Annotated in this window: 15 protein-coding genes; 10 read left to right on the top strand and 5 right to left on the bottom strand. The window is 33.7% G+C overall.

What is annotated here, in order from left to right; all coding sequences use genetic code 11:
• The first annotated feature begins 375 nt into the window (after positions 1-375).
• Complete coding sequence (locus tag F6464_RS06640) at positions 376-4,818, top strand: T9SS sorting signal type C domain-containing protein (protein ID WP_151107010.1); 4,443 nt, start codon at positions 376-378, stop codon at positions 4,816-4,818.
• Between the two features lie 96 nt (positions 4,819-4,914).
• The gene (locus F6464_RS06635) at positions 4,915-5,568 is read left to right on the top strand and encodes an HD domain-containing protein (protein WP_151107009.1); all 654 of its coding nucleotides are present in this window, start codon (positions 4,915-4,917) and stop codon (positions 5,566-5,568) included.
• A 29-nt stretch (positions 5,569-5,597) separates the two neighbouring features.
• Here F6464_RS06635 and F6464_RS06630 read toward each other — a convergent pair whose 3' ends face one another.
• The 5 genes from F6464_RS06630 to F6464_RS06610 form a co-directional block, all read right to left on the bottom strand.
• Positions 5,598-6,380, bottom strand: a complete 783-nt coding sequence (locus F6464_RS06630) for an enoyl-CoA hydratase/isomerase family protein (RefSeq protein ID WP_151107008.1) — start codon at positions 6,378-6,380, stop codon at positions 5,598-5,600.
• Between the two features lie 9 nt (positions 6,381-6,389).
• Positions 6,390-7,862, bottom strand: coding sequence for a sensor histidine kinase (locus F6464_RS06625; protein WP_394349396.1), 1,473 nt, complete (start codon positions 7,860-7,862; stop codon positions 6,390-6,392).
• Positions 7,863-7,864: 2 nt separating this feature from the next.
• Complete coding sequence (locus F6464_RS06620; RefSeq protein ID WP_151107007.1) at positions 7,865-8,410, bottom strand: CopD family protein; 546 nt, start codon at positions 8,408-8,410, stop codon at positions 7,865-7,867.
• A gap of 3 nt (positions 8,411-8,413) precedes the next feature.
• Positions 8,414-9,430 (bottom strand): ferrochelatase, encoded by a 1,017-nt coding sequence (hemH, locus tag F6464_RS06615; RefSeq protein WP_151107006.1) that lies wholly within the window; start codon positions 9,428-9,430, stop codon positions 8,414-8,416.
• A gap of 87 nt (positions 9,431-9,517) precedes the next feature.
• Positions 9,518-10,390 carry a helix-turn-helix transcriptional regulator gene (locus tag F6464_RS06610; protein WP_151107005.1) on the bottom strand — a complete coding sequence of 291 codons (873 nt, stop codon included), beginning with the start codon at positions 10,388-10,390 and terminating at the stop codon, positions 9,518-9,520.
• A gap of 239 nt (positions 10,391-10,629) precedes the next feature.
• Here F6464_RS06610 and hemA point away from each other — a divergent pair, with 239 nt between their 5' ends.
• The 8 genes from hemA to F6464_RS06570 all read left to right on the top strand — a co-directional run bounded on the left by hemA (position 10,630) and on the right by F6464_RS06570 (position 17,398).
• A complete protein-coding gene (gene hemA, locus F6464_RS06605; protein ID WP_151107004.1) occupies positions 10,630-11,886 on the top strand; it encodes a glutamyl-tRNA reductase in 1,257 nt (418 codons plus the stop codon).
• Entirely contained in the window at positions 11,883-12,803 is a 921-nt protein-coding gene (hemC, locus tag F6464_RS06600; protein ID WP_151107003.1) for a hydroxymethylbilane synthase, read from the top strand. The genes hemA and hemC overlap by 4 nt, the downstream gene beginning before the upstream one ends.
• Complete coding sequence (locus F6464_RS06595) at positions 12,803-13,480, top strand: uroporphyrinogen-III synthase (RefSeq protein ID WP_151107002.1); 678 nt, start codon at positions 12,803-12,805, stop codon at positions 13,478-13,480. The genes hemC and F6464_RS06595 overlap by 1 nt, the downstream gene beginning before the upstream one ends.
• A 7-nt stretch (positions 13,481-13,487) precedes the next feature.
• The gene (gene hemE / locus F6464_RS06590) at positions 13,488-14,513 is read left to right on the top strand and encodes a uroporphyrinogen decarboxylase (RefSeq protein ID WP_151107001.1); all 1,026 of its coding nucleotides are present in this window, start codon (positions 13,488-13,490) and stop codon (positions 14,511-14,513) included.
• Entirely contained in the window at positions 14,513-15,415 is a 903-nt protein-coding gene (gene hemF / locus F6464_RS06585; protein WP_151107000.1) for an oxygen-dependent coproporphyrinogen oxidase, read from the top strand. The genes hemE and hemF overlap by 1 nt, the downstream gene beginning before the upstream one ends.
• 82 nt (positions 15,416-15,497) lie before the next feature.
• A complete protein-coding gene (gene hemB / locus F6464_RS06580; RefSeq protein WP_151106999.1) occupies positions 15,498-16,487 on the top strand; it encodes a porphobilinogen synthase in 990 nt (329 codons plus the stop codon).
• 3 nt (positions 16,488-16,490) lie between these two features.
• Entirely contained in the window at positions 16,491-16,865 is a 375-nt protein-coding gene (locus F6464_RS06575) for a c-type cytochrome (RefSeq protein WP_151106998.1), read from the top strand.
• Positions 16,866-16,927: 62 nt separating this feature from the next.
• Positions 16,928-17,398: a methylated-DNA--[protein]-cysteine S-methyltransferase gene (locus F6464_RS06570; RefSeq protein WP_151106997.1), complete on the top strand. Its 471-nt coding sequence runs from the start codon at positions 16,928-16,930 to the stop codon at positions 17,396-17,398.
• The last annotated feature ends 42 nt before the right edge of the window (positions 17,399-17,440 follow it).

The following is a 17,440-nucleotide window of genomic DNA, read 5'->3' as shown; positions in this document are numbered from 1 at the left end:
AATACTTACATTTTAAATCTTTCTTTCACAAATCAAACCTTCCTCAATTTAGAACTCTTAGGAACTTAAAAAACATCTAAAAAAGATATTTTTATTTATTAATAATTTCATATTTCAGCAATTAAAGCCATGATATATAGAAACTTATCAACACGAAAACGTTTTCGTAGTGGGTTTGAATTATAATTTAGATAAAATATAAATTTTTTAATTTAAATTTATATTCTCAAAAAATATGTAATTATTTAAAAACAAGCTTGTTTGGTTATTTATTAATAAATATTAGACGCTTATTTTATATAATAACAGATTTAAAGAGAATTAGGCTAAGCCTTTTAAATTCGAAAAAAACAGTATTTTATAAAAACGTAGTATATGAAAAAATTTATTTTAAACTCTCTTTTTGTCTTAAAAAACGGTGGTTTATATTTAGTTTTAATTGCGTTTTTTTTTATTGGGAGCAAATCATTTTCACAGCCTCTAATTAGAACTACAGGAGGATATGGACAATATGGATACATAGAAAAAGATGCAACAACTACAAACTTTTTAGTTGGAAATGGTGGATATGGAAATATTTTTCAATACGGTGTTCGGACGTATTTAACAGGTCCAAATGTTACTAAATACAATTATTCGGCATCAGGAAGTTGTGCCAGAGGAGATGATTCTACAACCAATTATGACAATTCAACAAATGCAATGGTCGCTGGGAATATTTTATATTCTTCAGTGTTTGTTGAATATTGTGGGCTAGTTTACTCTCATACTAATATGACTCCAACGGTTCAGTGTTTTAATGAAAGATCTTTTTTTGTTGTAGATGTAGATCCTAAAACAGACGCTTTAACCAATAATGTTTGCTATTCCGCTGCAAATTCAAATGTTGTGTTAACATTTACAGTTTCTAATGAAAACACTGCGGGACAAGTACTTAATAGGTTGTGGCTCTCCAATGACGGTTCAGCGTTAGAAGGCACAGATATAAACAATGCGGCATTTATGTTGTACTACGAGCCAGCAACAGGAACGGAAGTCTTTGACGGATCTGAATCATCAACTGTGCTTTATGGAGATTACGGTGGGAATTCAACTTCAAACAATCAATATGGTCATGACGCTTTAAACATTTCAATTCCACAGAATACAACAGGAGGATTAAGATGTTATGTTGTACTTAGAGGAACTGCAACCTATTTGGCTGCTTCTGCCATTAGCAAAACCATTCGATTAGGAATTATGGCTGATGGTATAAATATTACACCAAATAGAAACACTTCATTTTCTAGATTACAAATGGATTTAACCCGTTCAAGTGCTTCTTTTTTTACAATTAATAGTACACCAACAGTTCCTTTAGCAATAACAGGAACTGCTGTTCAATCTGATAGCGCAACCAATCAAGCCTATAGTGTAGCTGCAGTTGCAGGAGCAACTTCCTATAATTGGACTTTACCTTTTGGATGGGCACAAACTGGTGGAGGAACTACAAATTCAATTTTAGTTACTGTTGGAACAGCTGGACAAAACGGAAATATAAGTGTAACGGCACAAAGCAATTGCGGAATTAGTTCTGCCAGAACATTAGCAGTAACTGTGGTAAATGCAGCACCAACAATGCCTTTAGCAATATCAGGAACAGTTTCTCAAAGCCCTACAACAACTTTACAAGTCTATAGTGTGCTACCTGTAGCCGGAGCAGCAACTTATACATGGACGGTTCCTGTTGGGTGGACGATAACTGCAGGAGTAGGAACAAATTCAATAACGGTTACCACTGGCGCAGTTGGACAAAGTGGCAACATTACTGTTACAGCAGGAAACGGTTTTGGTACAAGTGCTGCTCAAACACTTGCAGTTATTATAAATCCGACTTATTCTGGCAAAGCTTTTTTTAAATTAAATGGTGCTGGCACACAATATTTTGGGTGTAGTTTAAATACAACATGCGATCCAGGACAAACTTCAGATTTAGCAGGAGGAGTACCAATCGTAGGGACGCTTTCTCAAGGACAAAATTTTCAACTTGGAGGAAACATACTTCAATCAGGAACTGTATATACTAATGCTACAATGTATTATCGAGTCTTTAAAAGTGGGAATACACCACCAGTATTTTCAACTAAAGTATTGGTAAATATTGGAGCTCCAGGAAACGGTTGTAATGGAGCTGACAGAAAATGGGAAATAAGCGAGTTATTAACTACAATAGTTGCGGGTCAAAATAGTTTAGGTATAACAGAAGGTGATGGCTCCTATGTAGTACAAATTTATTATTCTGCTGTTGGCGGTGGATTTACTTATGATTGGTACAAATCAGGAACATCTGCTTTTTCTGCCTTTTTTAATGTAGTTACAGTTACTCCAGGAGGAGAAAAAGATGCAAATGACGGGAATTATGATCCAACAGCAGCAAATACGAGCGGAATTTTCGAATCGTATATGGGGGTTTTGGTTAAGGATATAAACAACATTCCAATATTGGGTTTAAATAGAGTTTTTGATATGGATGGAGCTTTAGGAAGTTCAAATGCATCTAATTTTGATTTTGGTATTCAAGATCCAGGATTGACTTTTAATGTTGGAACAGAAGCCAAAATTTTTACAAGAGGCACCCATACGGTTTGTGGTTGTAGCAGTTGGAGTTATGTGTATAATGCCGCTACTGCAACAGATCCAATTGCAACTGATTTTCCATTACCAACTTCGGGTTCACTATTTACTTCACAAACAAATGGAAAGTTTACATTAGTGAATTCTTCTGCAACTTTAGGTTCTAATATTCCATTTGTAGCTTCTGGTGGTAATGCATCTGGGTCAACATCTGACGGAGGTTATAATTCAAGTATAGATGTTGCACCTAATATTATTACAAAATATAAAGATTATACAGATCCAGTTACTGGAACAGTTAATTCAATAAATACTCCTGTAAATCCTATAGGATGCCCAACGTGTTCTGGTGATTATAGAGTTGCTATAGCGATGTTAGCATGGGTAAGTACAACAGGAAATTGTTCGGATGTATCTAGTTTAATTTATCATAGAGACATCAATAAAAATAAAGTTACTGCTTCTGGAGTATTGCTGAATCCTAACCACAACAATGCACCAATTGCGAGTCCAGGGAATTCATCTAAAAACAGTTTGCCAGGCACCAATTTATTTTATGTTTCTAGTGTTAAAATTGGAGCTTCGGATGGTTTAAAAAAGTGGGATGGTACAAACTGGAGAAAATCACCATTTTGGACAATAACTACTCCCCCAAGTAAGAAAAATGATATTTTGTTTGAGGCAAATTATTCAACAGTAACTAGTGGAGATATAAATTGTAATGACATGACAGTAAACAATGGAGTTACAGTAACTATTGGCGAAGATGATTATATTGAAGCATTAAATACTGTTATTACTTTAGGCACAGGGAAGATTGTTATAGCTAATTCAGGAAATTTAGTACAGCGATGTGATGAAAAACCAGAGTTAGCTTACATAGAGCATTTAAAAACAACGGGCTTAAAAAGAAAATGGGATTATGAATATTGGGGGACACCTATAAACGAAAACTTGTTTGGTACTAAGCCTTCTCCTTATGATATAGGATATTGGAGACAATCAGGTCCTGGTGGAGGATGGAGAACATTGACTTCAGGAGATATGAGTGTAGGAAAAGGATTTATTCTTAGAGTTGGTAATTTAGGACCTTGGAATGTTGGTGTTGGAGGTACTACAAGTTGGCAAATAAATGGAACTGCTAATAATGGGATTGTAACTGTGCCAGTTACTCAGGAAAATTATGCTACCAACCCCACAAATTATAATAATGGCGCTTTATTAGCGAACCCATACCCATGTTCAGTAGATGGTTATAAATTTCTTACTGATCCAAGCAACTCAAATTTAGAAGGATCATTGTTTTTTTGGACCTCTGCGACTCAATATCCAGGAACAGGTGCTTATCAAGATCCAGATTATGCTGTTTGGAATCTTACAGGTTCTACTACTCCTGCAAACGGACAAACTCCTGATGGAAAAATACCATCGGGGCAAGGGTTTTTCGTTAGAGTTATGACTAATGGAACTGCAGTTTTTAAAAACTATATGAGAGCTACAGACAAAAACACCATGTTTTATAGAAAATCTAAAGATATTGCAGATCGCTACTGGTTAAACCTAACTGACGGATTAAGGCTCAATAGTCAAACTTTGATCGGGTATCTTGACGAAGCAACTAATGATTTTGACAGATTGTACGATGCTCACAGAATGGGAGAAACTTCAATAGAACTGTATTCATTGTTAGGTAAAGAAAAACTATCTATAAACGGTAGAGTTCCTTTTGTTTCATCAGACGAGGTTCCATTAGGAATTAAACAAGTAGCAACTACACCTCAAGTTTTAACAATAACATTGTCAAATAAAGAAGGAATATTTGCAGAAGGAACACCAATTTATTTATACGATAAATTTTTAAATACGTATCATAATCTTCAAGAGTCATCGTATACCTTTAAAGCTTCTACCCTCGAGGATAATGAAAGATTTAAATTAGTATATATAAATCAATCTTTAAAAACAGATGATTTTGAAAATACAAATGCAATAGCATATATTAAAAATAGAAAGTTAAATATTTCTAGTAGTTCAACTATTAGTAAAGTAACAATTTATGATATTTCAGGTCGAACGGTAGCTATTGTTAATAATAATGCTACTAGTAATAAATTTATTTGTGATTTTAATTACTCAAACGGAATCTATATTGCTAAAATTTTTTTAGAAAACGGTAAGGTAATTTCTCAAAAGATAATGAATTAAAGATGTTAATGTATTTTTTTTAAATAGTTTTAAAATCCGTAGCAATACGGATTTTGTTTTTTTAAACACAGTATATTTGCATCAAGAAATCCAAATATGAATACAACTGATTTAATTAATAAGACAATCCTTTTTGTAAAACAAGAATTAAAAGATTCCGAAGGCGGACACGATTGGTTTCATATTGAAAGAGTTTATAAAAATGCACTATCTATTTCTAAAAACGAAACTTGTGATGAAACAGTAGTAGCTTTAGGCGCTTTACTTCACGATATTGCCGATAGCAAGTTTCATAACGGAGATGAAACTATCGGACCCGAAAAAGCCCGTCAATTTTTAGAATCTGAAAACGTTCACGAAGAAATCATTATTCATGTTGTTTCTATCATTAAAAACATTTCCTATAAAGGAGGTAATTTTGAAAAAAAATTTCAGTCAATAGAGTTAAATATTGTTCAGGATGCCGACAGATTAGATGCTGTTGGAGCCATAGGCATTGCTAGAACATTTAATTATGGAGGGTTTAAAAACAGACCTTTATACAATCCTGATATTGCTCCAAATTTAAATATGACTAAGGAAGAATATAAAAATTCTGAAGCGCCAACTCTGAATCATTTTTACGAAAAATTACTTTTATTAAAAGACAAAATGAATACAGAAACAGGGAAGCGAATTGCCCAAGACAGACATCATTTTATGGAGTTATTCATGTCGCAATTTTATGCAGAATGGGATGGCGAAAAGTAAAAACCAAAAATTAACGGAATAAGTATAAATTATTTTCCTGTAAATTCCGACTTTCTTTTTTCTAAAAAAGCCGTTGTTCCCTCTTTAAAGTCTTCGGTTCCAAAGCATTTGCCAAAGTTTCTAACTTCGGTTTCAAAACCATTAACTCCGTCTTTATAATTGGCGTTAATAGCTTTTATGGCTTTGCTGATGGCTAATGGAGAATTTCTCATAATTTTAGTTGCAATACTTTTTGTAAATTCTAAAAGTTCTGCCAGAGTCACTACATGGTTTACTAAACCATAATTTTTTGCGGCTGCAGCATCTATCATTTCTGCAGTCATAATCATTTCCATTGCTCGACCTTTGCCTACCAATTGAGGTAATCGTTGTGTTCCTCCGTAACCAGGAATTAATCCTAAAGTAACTTCAGGTAACCCCATTTTAGCATTATCTGAAGCAATTCTAAAGTGACAAGACATCGCTAGTTCTAAACCTCCGCCAAGAGCAAAACCATTAATAGCTGCAATAACTGGTTTTTTCAAATTTTCAATAAAATCAAATAAAAGTTCTTGTCCTTGCTTTGCCAATTGTTCTCCTTCAGCAATAGAAAAGTTGGCAAATTCAGCAATATCGGCACCAGCTACAAAAGCTTTTTCGCCACTTCCTGTTAAAATGATTACTCGAATATCGTCATTGTTTTCTAATGATTTGAAGGCTTCATGTAATTCTTGAATGGTTTCAGAATTGAGAGCATTTAATTTTGTAGGTCGATTTACGGTTATCGTTGCAATATTATTATCTGACGCAACTAATATATTAGAATAATTCATTTTTAAATTTTAAGTGTTTATTATTGGAAGCGAAACCGTAAAAGTAGTTCCTTTTCCGTACTGAGTTTCAAATGTAATCGTTCCTTTATAATTTTCTATAATATTTTTTATAATTCCCAATCCAAGCCCCATTCCGCTATTTTTTGTAGTAAATTTAGGCTCAAAAATTCTATCTATATTGTATTCTTCAATTCCTATTCCGTTGTCTTTCACTGAAATTTGAACATCATTTACAACTCTTTTTACGGTAACTAAAATCTTTTTTTCTTTTTGTTCTTGCGGAATCGCTTGAATAGCATTCTTAGCCAAATTGGTAATGATTCGAATTAATTGTGTTCGATCCATCTTAGAAATAATTTCTTTTTCTTGACTTTCAAAAACAATATAATCTTCGTTAAAAATATCTAGAGCCAATTCTACAACTTCAACTACGTTCAAAGTTTCGTTTTGTTGTGCTGGCATAGAGGCAAAGTTCGAAAATGCAGAAGCTACTGAACTCATCGTGTCAATTTGCTGAATCAAAGTTTCTGAATAATCTTTTAGCTTTTGTTTTAATTCCAGATCATTGGCGTCAAACTTTCGTTGAAAACTTTGAACCGTTAATCGCATTGGCGTTAACGGATTTTTAATTTCATGAGCTACTTGTTTTGCCATTTCTCGCCAAGCTTCTTCTCGTTCGCTTTGTGCTAATTTTGTAGCACTTTGTTCGAGTTCGTCAACCATAATATTATAGGCTTTTATCAGTAAATTAATTTCTTTACTGTTAGCTTCCAATACAATTTTTTCGTTTTTTTGGGTTAGACTTGTTTCGCTTAACTTGTCAGAAATTGTTTTTAGCGATTGTGTGATATAGGTAGAAAGAAAATAAGCCAAAGCAAAAGCAATTACTAACATAAAGGAATAAACTTGCCCTAATCGAATTAGAAAACTTTGTAATTCTTTGTCATAAAAACCATCGTCTTCTACATAAGGTAAATTTAAAATCCCTAAAGGTTTGAATTTTTCATCTTTTATTTGACTGTAAGCCGAACGATTTTTTACACCATCAATATTCTTAATATCAACGTATCTTTTTTCAATAGATGATTGCACGAGTTTCAGAATGTACTTAGGAATAGGAGGAGAGACACTGTCTATAGAAAAAGAAGCTTTAGATGATTTTAAAAGCTTTCCGTTTAAACTGTATATATTAATTTCAAGATTATGAATTTGTGCTAATTCATGTATTTTATCTTTAAAAATAAAGGGTAAGTTATTTGAAGTTAGCGGATAAGTTGTCGTAGAAAGCACATAGTTTATATGCTCTTTTATGGCGGTTTCTTTTCGTTCTAAACGTTCTTGATGGTATTCTTTAGCTTCGTTTTTAAATTGAATAATAGAAATAGAAGCCATTAAAAGCGAGGCAATCAAAATCAATACAATCATCGAAAGGAAAATCCTAATTCGAAGGGAAAGCATAGACATTTTGAATCCTTTTGCCATAATTAGGACTTGTTGTTTTCTCTAATTCGTTTGTAAAATTTAAACCCCAACATTATAACTATTGAAAATAAAAAAATACCTAGTACTCCATAAATCCAGTTGAAAGCATTTTTTAGAATCACTAAAAACACAACTGCAAATAATATTAGTGTTGCGCCTTCATTCCATAATCGCATAAAGTTAGAACTATGATTGAAAATGTTATTTTGTAATTGATTATAGATTTGATGACATTTGAGTTGGTAAGCAATTAATATAACTACAAAACCCAGTTTTACATGCATCCAAGGCATTTGTAACCAAGCGGGCATTAAAATTAATAACCAAATTGCAAATAGTGAAGCTAAAATGGCACTTGGCCAAGTGATAATGTACCATAACCGATAGGTCATTATTTTGTATTGTTTTTGGAGAATTTCTTTCTCTGGCGAAATCTTATCGTTAGCTTCAATTTGATATACAAACAATCGTACAATATAAAACAAACCAGCAAACCACGTAATAACAAAGATGAGGTGAAGTGATTTTATGTAGTTGTAGTATTCCATTTTTTAAGTATTTTGCCAGTCTTTAATCCAATCTGCAACAATTGCACACCATTCATCATCATCATTCATACAAGGAATTGCCATAAATTCCTCACCTCCATGAACTTTAAATTCATGATTGGCTTCCATGGCTATTTCTTCTAAAGTTTCCAAACAATCTGAGACAAAAGCAGGCGTTACAACCGCTAATTTTTTAATTCCTTTTTCCGGCATTTTATTTACTTCAACATCGGTGTATGGTGTTAGCCATTTGTCGCCTGCCAATCGGGATTGGAAAGTTTGACTGTATTTACCTTCTGGAATTCCCAAATATTGTACTACTTGTTTTGTAGTTTCATAACATTGATGGCGGTAACAAAACTCGTGTGCTGGTGAAGGCGTGTTGCAACATGAACCATCAATGGTGCAATGTGATTTAGTGATATCGGTTTTACGAATATGACGTTTTGGAATTCCGTGATATGAAAACAATAAATGATCGTATTCAAAAGTGTCTAAATGCTTTTTTATCGAGTTTGCTAAGGCTTTAATATATCCTGGCTTGTTGTAAAAAGCAGGAACGATTGTAAAGGTCATTTCAGGAAAATGTTTCTGACGCAATTCTTCTGCTAAAACTAAAATCGTAGTTGTTGAAGCCATAGCATGTTGCGGATACAAAGGGAAAAGCATTACTTCGGTTACACCCTTGTCTTTTAGTTCTTGCAATCCTTTTAAAATTGTCATAGTGCCATAACGCATGGATAGAGCCACAGGAATATTTGTTAAAGCCTGTACCTTTTTTCGCATTCTTTGAGAAATCACTACCAAAGGGGAGCCTTCTTTCCACCATATTTTAGCATAAGCCGCCGCCGATTTTTTTGGCCGTGTTTGTAAAATAATACCTCGAACTAATAAGGCACGTAATAAAAACGGAACGTCTATAACGTATTTGTCCATTAAAAATTCATCTAAATAAGGCTTTACATCTTTTGCAGTTGGGCTTTCTGGCGAACCTAGATTGACTAATAATACTCCTTTCATATGTGTTTTTTAATTTTTATAAATGTACTGAAACTTCTTTTTTCTTTATTTAATTAACAATTTTTTATTGAATGTTTTATGATAGTATTAATTGTTTGGGTTAATTGACATCAAATATTTTTTTGGTGTTGTCGCAAATTTCTTTTTGAAAGCCGCTATAAAATGACTTCCGGTGCTATAGCCTATTTTCAATCCAACTTCATTTACATTGTACGACCCAGAATCCAATAATTGTCTAGCATAATTCATTTTGTAATCAAACAAAAAGCCATAAACAGTATCGCCGTAAATTTGTTTGAATCCCATTTTTAGCTTTTTTAAATTCAGACCAATTTGATCTGCTAATTCTTGTAATCCCGGAGGTTCAGCCATATTCGAAATTATAATTTCCTTGGCTTTTTTAATTTTTAATACGTTTTCTTCGTCTATTAAAAAAGGACATTGCTCTGCATTTGGATCTTCATTTCTGTTGAAAAATAAACTTAATAATTCATACCCTTTTCCTTTATAGTAAAGGTTTTTTATAGAAGGATTTAAATTATAATGAAACATTTGGTTGAGTACAATTGCCATTGATGGACTGATATTTTCTTCGCCATAATATTTTTTGTCTCGGTTTTCGGCACTCAAAAAAGGAATATGATCGGAATGTGTAGAAAATAATCCATGAAACTTTTTGATAGAAACTAAAATAGTAATCAACCAAGATTTTGGAGCAATTTCTATGTGCAATGGTAATTCTTTTTGAGGATTGTAAAAAAGCAAAGATTTTTCTTCTTTCAATTCCAAAGTATAATTGCCTTGATTGAAAATAAATTTCGCACTTCCTTTTAGTCCAAAATGAAATTGAATCAAACCAATATCTACTTGACGTTCAACAATAATCATTTCATCACTGTCGTTTTGAAATCGAATTAGGGTAAAATCATTTTCAACTGTTATTACTTCTTGAGAACTCATAGCGATATTTTTTTTACGTTGAATACGGAAAAGAACCAATTTTTATTTTCTATTTATTTAGAATTAATCTAAACTAAAAAGTTTATAAGCATTGATTTTAGTACAAAAATAAAATATTTAACGATAGAAATCATATTTATTGACAAAATATCTCACAGCGACACAAAAAGAACTTATAGCGTTACTTTTATAAAAAGGATAGCGATACTTTTGTCTTGTATTAGTAGTAATAGAATTTTATGGAAAACGGAATTATATCAAAGCATACCACTTTCTACTCCATTGGTTTGAGTTATAAGAAAGCAGATGCTGATATAAGAGGAAAATTTAGTGTTGATACTCAAGCTAAATCGCAGTTATTGCTTCAAGCCAAACAAGAAGGAATCGAATGTTTGATTGTTACTTCTACATGTAACAGAACCGAAATTTATGGTTTTGCCCAACATCCATTTCAACTCATAAAATTGCTATGTGAAAATAGTAAAGGCACCGTAGAAGAGTTTCAAAAAGTGGCTTATGTATACAAAAATAAAGAAGCCGTTTCACACATGTTTCGAGTTGGAACAGGTTTAGACAGTCAAATTTTAGGAGATTTTGAAATTATTAGCCAACTTAAAGCTGCTTTTGTAGCAAGTAAATCATTAGGTTTAGTAAATAGTTTTCTAGAACGTTTAATAAACGTCGTTATTCAGGCGAGTAAAAAAATAAAAACCGATACTGAGATTTCTTCTGGAGCAACATCAGTTTCATTTGCTGCCGTGCAATACATCATGAAAAATGTAGAACAAATAGGAGAAAAAAACATCTTGCTTTTTGGAACTGGAAAAATAGGCAGAAATACCTGCGAAAACCTGGTAAAACATTCCAAAAACGAACACATTACCCTAATCAATAGAACCAAAGACAAAGCAGAAAAATTAGCAGGAAAGTTAAATCTTATTGTAAAAGATTATGCCGATTTGCAATTGGAACTTCAAAAAACAGATGTTGTTGTTGTGGCAACTGGAGCTCAAAATCCAACTATTGATAAAGCCATTTTGAATTTAAAAAAACCATTGTTGATTTTGGATTTGTCAATTCCTAAGAATGTCAATCAAAATGTTACAGATTTAAATAATGTTACTTTAGTTCATTTAGATGATTTGTCTCAAATTACGGATGAAACATTAGAAAACAGAAAATTACATATTCCGGCTGCAGAAGCGATTATCGATGAATTAAAAGAAGAGTTTATAACTTGGACACAAGGAAGAAAATTTGCACCAACAATTCATGCACTCAAAGCAAAACTCAATACAATTAAAGATTCTGAGCTTAATTTTCAACGTAAAAAATTGTCTAATTTTGATGAAGAACAAGCTGAAATCATTAGCAATCGTATCATCCAAAAAATCACCAATCATTTTGCCAATCATCTCAAAGCGGATGATACCATTGTGGATGAAAGTATTGAATGGATTGAAAAAATATTTCAAATTGAAGCTTCTGCCAAATAATGAAAAAAACGATACGCATTGGAACTCGTGATAGCGAACTAGCACTTTGGCAAGCGCATCATGTCGAAAAAAAACTCAATGATTTAGGGTATAAAACTCAAATTATTGCCGTTAAATCACAAGGAGACATCATTCTTGACAAACCACTTTACGAATTAGGAATTACAGGGATTTTTACCAAAACTCTTGATGTTGCTATGATTAATGGGCAAATTGACATTGCAGTTCATTCTATGAAAGATGTACCAACTGCCTTGCCTGTTGGAATTGTACAAGCAGCAGTTTTACAAAGAGCCGACGAAAAAGATATTTTAGTTTATAATAACAATCTCGATTTTCTGGAAACGGAAGGAATAATAGCAACAGGAAGTTTGCGACGCCAGGCGCTTTGGTTAAGCAAATACCCCAATCACAAAGTAGAAGATTTACGTGGCAATGTAAACACAAGACTGCAAAAATTAAAAGAAAATAACTGGAATGGAGCCGTTTTTGCGGCTGCAGGATTAGAACGAATAAATATCAAACCGTCTAATTTTGTGAATTTAGATTGGATGATTCCCGCGCCAGCTCAGGGGGCAATGGTGGTTCATGCTATGTTAAATGACGAATTTTGTAAAGAAGCTATTGCAGAGTTAAACGATCTTGAAACCGATATTTGTACCTACATTGAAAGACAATTTTTAAAAACGCTTGAAGGCGGTTGTACGGCACCCATTGGGGCTCTAGCAAAATTTTGGGAAGATGAAATTTTGTTTAAAGGAATTTTATTATCTATTGATGGAAAGCAAAAAATAGAAATCGAAAGAACAGTTCCTATTCAAGAATGGAAGAAATTGGGTTACCATTTAGCCCAAGAAATTTTGAATAATGGTGGCGCTGAATTGATGAAAAACATTAAAGAAAGTCTGAAAAAATAATGAGCGATCCAATCAAAATAGCTTCCACCAAAATACTTTCTAGCAGTCAAAGGGAGGAATTATTGAATACTAACTTTGAAGTTTATGAAGCCGATTTTATCAGAACTACCAGTATCGATTTTGATTTTAATACTATTAATGACAATTTGATTTTTACAAGCCAAAATGCTGCTCAAAGTGTCTTGCTCCATTCAAAACACGAAGATTTAATCCCGAAGCTTCGGGAAAAAAATGTTTTTTGTGTTGGGATAAAAACCAAAGCTTTATTAGAAGAAAATGGATTTAATGTTGTTGTGTATGTTGATTATGCTTCCGATTTAGCAGAGATAATCACTTTAATTTACAGTAATGAGAGTTATACTTTTTTTAGTGGTAATTTGAGAAAAGAAACTATACCCAAAGCATTAAAAGAAGCCAATATTCAACTCAATGAGATTCAAGTGTACGAAACTACTTTGACACCACACAAATTAGAAGTACCAGTTGAAGGACTTCTGTTTTTTAGTCCTTCTGGAGTTGAAAGTTATTTATCTGAAAATAAAATAAAAAAAGAAGTTTGTTTTTGCATTGGCGAAACCACAGCGGAAGCATTAGCAACAGTAACAAAAAATATAAGAATTGCTGAAAACCCTTCAATTGAAGACGTGATTTTAGAAGTAATTGAAGAATTTAAATAAGCCAAAAATGATCAAAAACGACCTTTTTCTAAAAGCCTTAAAAGGAGAAACTGTACAACGCCCACCAGTTTGGATGATGCGTCAAGCAGGTAGATATTTACCAGAATTCATTGCATTGAGGGACAAATATGATTTTTTCACTCGTTGTCAAACGCCAGAATTGGCCGCTGAAATAACAGTGCAACCCATACGAAGAATTGCTCCTGATGCGGCTATTTTGTTTTCGGATATTCTTGTTGTGCCACAAGCAATGGGGATTGAAGTGTTGATGAAAGAAAGTGTAGGGCCATTTTTACCCAATCCTATTCGTACGATACAAGACGTTGAAAGAGTAGTTGTTCCCGATGTTCACGAGACTTTGGGTTATGTTTTTGATGCCATCAAATTAACCAAACAAATGTTGAATGATGAGGTGCCATTAATTGGTTTTGCAGGTTCACCATGGACCATTTTTTGTTATGCTGTTGAAGGAAAAGGCTCTAAAAGCTTTGATACGGCTAAAGGATTTTGTTTTTCACATCCAGAAGCAGCACATGTTTTATTGCAAAAAATCACCGATACCACTATTTTATATTTGAAAGAAAAAGTTAAAGCAGGTTGCAATGCCATCCAAATTTTTGATTCTTGGGGAGGCATGTTATCGCCAGTAGATTATCAAGAGTTTTCATGGAAATACATCAATCAAATTGTAGAAGCTTTGGCAGATATGACTCCTGTAATTGTTTTCGGAAAAGGATGTTGGTTTGCACTTAACGAAATGGGAAAAAGCAAAGCTTCTGCTCTTGGAGTAGATTGGACATGCTCGCCAAGAAACGCCCGTTATTTATCTGGCGGAAATATCACTTTGCAAGGGAATTTTGATCCGTCAAGATTGCTTTCACCAATTCCTACCATTAAGAAAATGGTGCATCAAATGATTGACGAATTCGGAAAAGACAAATACATTGTAAATTTAGGCCATGGTATTTTACCCAATATTCCTGTGGATCATGCCAAAGCGTTTATTGACGCTGTGAAAGAATACAATCAATAATGAAAAATAAATTCTACCAATACATACTAAATCTTCAGGACCAAATCTGTAAAGGATTGGAAGATGTTGATGGTGTAGCCCAATTTCGTGAAGACATTTGGACTCGACCAGAAGGTGGTGGCGGAAGAACGCGTGTGATTGAAAACGGTCAAGTTTTTGAAAAAGGAGGTGTAAACATTTCAGCCGTTCATGGCAAATTGCCTGACAGTATGCAAAAATTGTTTAACGTAGGTGAAGCCGATTTTTTTGCTTGCGGATTGAGTTTGGTTATTCATCCTAAAAGCCCAATGGTGCCTACAGTGCATGCTAATTGGCGTTATTTTGAAATGTATGATGATAACGGAAACGTAATCAACAGTTGGTTTGGAGGTGGACAAGATCTTACACCTTATTATTTGTTTGAAGATGACGGAAAACATTTTCATCAAACCTGTAAAACGGCTTGCGACAAACACAATCCAGAGTTTTATCCAAAATTTAAAAAGCAGTGCGATGACTATTTTTGGAATGTACACCGAAATGAAGCTCGTGGCCTCGGCGGATTGTTCTTTGATTATTGCAAAGCAAACGAAAACACAACAATGGAAAATTGGTTTAATTTTGTAACAGAAGTGGGCAACAGTTTTCTGGAAGCTTATATTCCTATTGTAGAGAAAAGAAAAAATTTAGAATACACAGCTGCGCAACGTATGTGGCAAGAAATTCGTCGTGGGCGATATGTCGAATTCAATTTGGTTCACGACAAAGGCACCCTTTTCGGACTCAAAACCAATGGTCGAATCGAAAGCATTTTGATGAGTTTGCCACCACATGTGCAATGGGTTTATGACCATCACCCAGAAGCAGGAAGCGAAGAAGAAAAATTAATTAAAGTATTAGAAAATCCTATAGATTGGATATAAATTAAACCATTAAGGCAGTAAGAAATAATAAGACAAACTCTTCATAAAACTTAATATGTTAATGGTTCAAAAACTAAATAATATGTTCCCACTAAGACGAAACAGAAGATTAAGAGCCAACGAAAGCATCAGAAGTCTAATTCGTGAAACTATCATTTCGCCAAACGACTTTATCGTGCCACTTTTTGTAGTGGAGGGCTCAAATATTAGAGAAGAAATTCCTTCCATGCAAAATTACTTCCGTTTGAGTTTAGACAAACTCGAAAAAGAAGTCAACGAATTATGGAAATTGGGTTTAAAATCGGTATTGTTGTTTGTAAAAGTTCCAGATAATTTAAAAGACAATCAAGGAAAAGAAGCTTTGAACCCCAATGGATTGATGCAACGCGCCATCAAAACCGTAAAAAATGCTTGTCCAGAAATGATTGTGATGACCGATGTGGCTTTAGACCCCTATTCAATTTATGGTCATGACGGAATTATCGAAAACGGACAAATAGCCAACGATGCAACATCCTTATTTTTAGCAGAGATGAGTGTTGCTCATGCTCAAGCTGGAGCAGATATTGTAGCGCCAAGTGATATGATGGACGGCCGAATTCTGGAAATACGCGAAGCTTTAGAAGACAATGGTTTTAGCAATACCGGAATCATGAGCTATTCAGCTAAATACGCTTCAGCACATTATGGTCCCTTTCGAGATGCTTTAGACAGCGCTCCCGTAGATTTGCAAAACATTCCAAAAGATAAAAAAACCTATCAAATGGATTATCATAACAGACTTGAAGCGATTCGTGAAACCCGAATGGATATAGAGGAAGGTGCCGATATTGTAATGGTCAAGCCAGGAATCGCGTATTTGGATATTGTTCGTGAAGTGAAAAACATGTCAGAAGTTCCAGTTGCGGTTTACCAAGTATCGGGAGAATATTGCATGATTAAAGCCGCCGCCGAAAAAGGATGGATTGACCACGATGCGGTTATGATGGAACAGGTAACGGCTATCAAAAGAGCTGGTGCCGATTTAATAGCTAGTTATTTTGCAAAAGATGTGGTGAAGTTAATTTCTTAAAAAATGAAAAAAATTATTTTTATTTGCTTCACCAGTTCACTAATTTTCGTGTCTTGTAAAAAAGAAGAAACGAAAGAAACTGCAACTAAAGTTCCTCAAAATTCAGTTGATTTAGGTAAGGAACTTTTTCAAGGAAAAGGGAATTGCGTTGCCTGCCATTTAGTAGATCAAAAAGTAATTGGACCAAGTATTCAAGAAATTGCAAAAATATATAAAGATCAAAAGGGTAACATAATTGATTTTCTTAAAAATGATGCCAAACCTATTGTTGATCCAAGTCAGTATGAAGTCATGAAAACCAATTTTACCATTACCAAAGCAATGTCAGACGAGGAGTTGAGTGCCATTGAAACGTACATTTACTCGCATTCAAAATAAAATAATTTCTTGGTGCTCTTTGCGAAAAACTTTGCAAACTTTGCGGTTAAATTTTCACATTCATGGAAACCTGTTTTATAAATTCACCTCTTGGAATTACCAAAATTGTAGGTGATGATAACGGTATTTCAGCAATTTCAATTTTAGAAGAAGGCATTATTTCGGCTGTAATTCCGTCTGTTTTACAAGAAGCAGTTTTACAACTTCAAGACTATTTCAGAAATGAAAGAACCGAGTTTACTTTCAAAACTAATGCAAAAGGAACCGATTTTCATCAAAAAGTTTGGAGGGAATTACTACATATTCCATACGGAACCACTATTTCTTATCTTGATTTGGCTAAAAAATTAGGCGACGCAAAGGGTATTCGAGCAGCAGCTTCAGCAAATGGTAAAAACCCACTTTGGATTGTCGTTCCTTGTCATCGAGTGATTGGCACTAACGGTTCACTTACTGGCTATGCAGGAGGTTTATGGCGTAAAAAATGGCTCTTAGAACACGAAAATCCAACCAATCAACAAAGTTTATTTTAAAACAAACAATTTAGGTTACTTAGATTTATTAGATTTGTAATA

Origin of the sequence: Flavobacterium luteum, assembly GCF_008806775.1 — a bacterium.
Taxonomy (GTDB): domain Bacteria; phylum Bacteroidota; class Bacteroidia; order Flavobacteriales; family Flavobacteriaceae; genus Flavobacterium; species Flavobacterium luteum.
Note: the sequence above shows the minus strand (reverse complement) of the source record. Positions and strands in the feature narration are given on the sequence as shown.

Coding starts and splice junctions, on each gene's coding strand:
- F6464_RS06575 (WP_151106998.1), top strand. CDS start 16,491: ATGAAAAAAATTATTTTTATTTGCTTCACCAGTTCACTAATTTTCGTG.
- hemA (WP_151107004.1), top strand. CDS start 10,630: ATGGAAAACGGAATTATATCAAAGCATACCACTTTCTACTCCATTGGT.
- hemB (WP_151106999.1), top strand. CDS start 15,498: ATGTTCCCACTAAGACGAAACAGAAGATTAAGAGCCAACGAAAGCATC.
- hemH (WP_151107006.1), bottom strand. CDS start 9,430: ATGAAAGGAGTATTATTAGTCAATCTAGGTTCGCCAGAAAGCCCAACT.
- F6464_RS06620 (WP_151107007.1), bottom strand. CDS start 8,410: ATGGAATACTACAACTACATAAAATCACTTCACCTCATCTTTGTTATT.
- hemF (WP_151107000.1), top strand. CDS start 14,513: ATGAAAAATAAATTCTACCAATACATACTAAATCTTCAGGACCAAATC.
- F6464_RS06570 (WP_151106997.1), top strand. CDS start 16,928: ATGGAAACCTGTTTTATAAATTCACCTCTTGGAATTACCAAAATTGTA.
- F6464_RS06595 (WP_151107002.1), top strand. CDS start 12,803: ATGAGCGATCCAATCAAAATAGCTTCCACCAAAATACTTTCTAGCAGT.
- F6464_RS06610 (WP_151107005.1), bottom strand. CDS start 10,390: ATGAGTTCTCAAGAAGTAATAACAGTTGAAAATGATTTTACCCTAATT.
- F6464_RS06630 (WP_151107008.1), bottom strand. CDS start 6,380: ATGAATTATTCTAATATATTAGTTGCGTCAGATAATAATATTGCAACG.
- hemE (WP_151107001.1), top strand. CDS start 13,488: ATGATCAAAAACGACCTTTTTCTAAAAGCCTTAAAAGGAGAAACTGTA.
- F6464_RS06625 (WP_394349396.1), bottom strand. CDS start 7,862: ATGGCAAAAGGATTCAAAATGTCTATGCTTTCCCTTCGAATTAGGATT.
- F6464_RS06640 (WP_151107010.1), top strand. CDS start 376: ATGAAAAAATTTATTTTAAACTCTCTTTTTGTCTTAAAAAACGGTGGT.
- F6464_RS06635 (WP_151107009.1), top strand. CDS start 4,915: ATGAATACAACTGATTTAATTAATAAGACAATCCTTTTTGTAAAACAA.